Annotated in this window: 2 protein-coding genes; one reads left to right on the top strand and one right to left on the bottom strand. The window is 52.1% G+C overall.

The annotated features are described in order from the left end of the window. Positions 1-167, top strand: a 167-nt coding sequence (locus ACTHUM_RS15285) for a transketolase-like TK C-terminal-containing protein (RefSeq protein WP_440403326.1), incomplete at its 5' end; no start/stop codon positions are given. Between the two features lie 66 nt (positions 168-233). Here ACTHUM_RS15285 and ACTHUM_RS15280 read toward each other — a convergent pair. Then, positions 234-981: AAA family ATPase (locus ACTHUM_RS15280; RefSeq protein WP_440403325.1), on the bottom strand; the 748-nt coding region annotated here is incomplete at its 5' end.

Raw genomic sequence — 981 nt, 5'->3', positions numbered from 1 at the left:
TAGCCGTAGAAGCCGGACATGCCGACGGTTGGTATAAATACGTCGGTTTGAACGGCGCCGTGGTCGGTATCAACCGCTTTGGCGAGTCTGCACCTGCTGACTTGCTGTTCAAAGAATTCGGATTTACCGTAGACAATGTGGTTGCCACTGTTAAATCCGTTTTGTAAATCAGATTTTTGATTGAGATAAAAAGGCCGTCTGAAATTTCAGACGGCCTTTTATTTTTTAGTCGGTTAAACAGTTTCTGTTTCAGGTTTGACCTTGCTTTTCTTAAACTTCAACACGGCTTCTTCTTTCGCTGCATCCCAGTCTATCAGCACAAAGCCGCCTTCGGCGAGTTTGCCGAACAGGAGTTCGTCGGCGAGCGGTTTGCGGATTTTTTCCTGAATCAGGCGGTTCATTGGGCGTGCGCCCATTTGCGGGTCGAAACCTTTTTCCGCCAGATATTTACGCAATGCCGGCGTGAATTCGGCTTCGACTTTTTTGTCGAGGAGCTGGTGTTCGAGCTGGAGCAGGAATTTGTCCACGACTTTAACGATAATAGGCTCGGACAAGGGCGCAAATGGGATAATCGCGTCTAAGCGGTTGCGGAACTCGGGCGTGAAGAGCTTGTTGATGGCCTGCATTTCATCGCCGCGCTCGCGTTTGGCGGTAAAGCCGAGGCTGGGGCGGCTGAGGCTTTCCGCGCCGGCGTTGGTGGTCATAATCAGGATGACGTTGCGGAAGTCGGCACTCTTGCCGTTGTTGTCGGTCAGTTTGCCTGCATCCATGACTTGTAGGAGGACGTTGAAAATATCGGGGTGAGCTTTTTCGATTTCGTCCAAGAGCAACACGCAATGCGGCTGTTTGTTGACGGCTTCGGTCAAAAGGCCACCTTGTTCAAAGCCGACGTAGCCAGGCGGCGCGCCGATGAGGCGCGATACGGCATGGCGTTCCATGTATTCGGACATATCAAAGCGTTGCAGCGGTACGCCCATCGAG

Source organism: Neisseria sp. P0021.S006, assembly GCF_051956895.1.
This window is presented reverse-complemented; position numbering and strand designations above follow the sequence as displayed.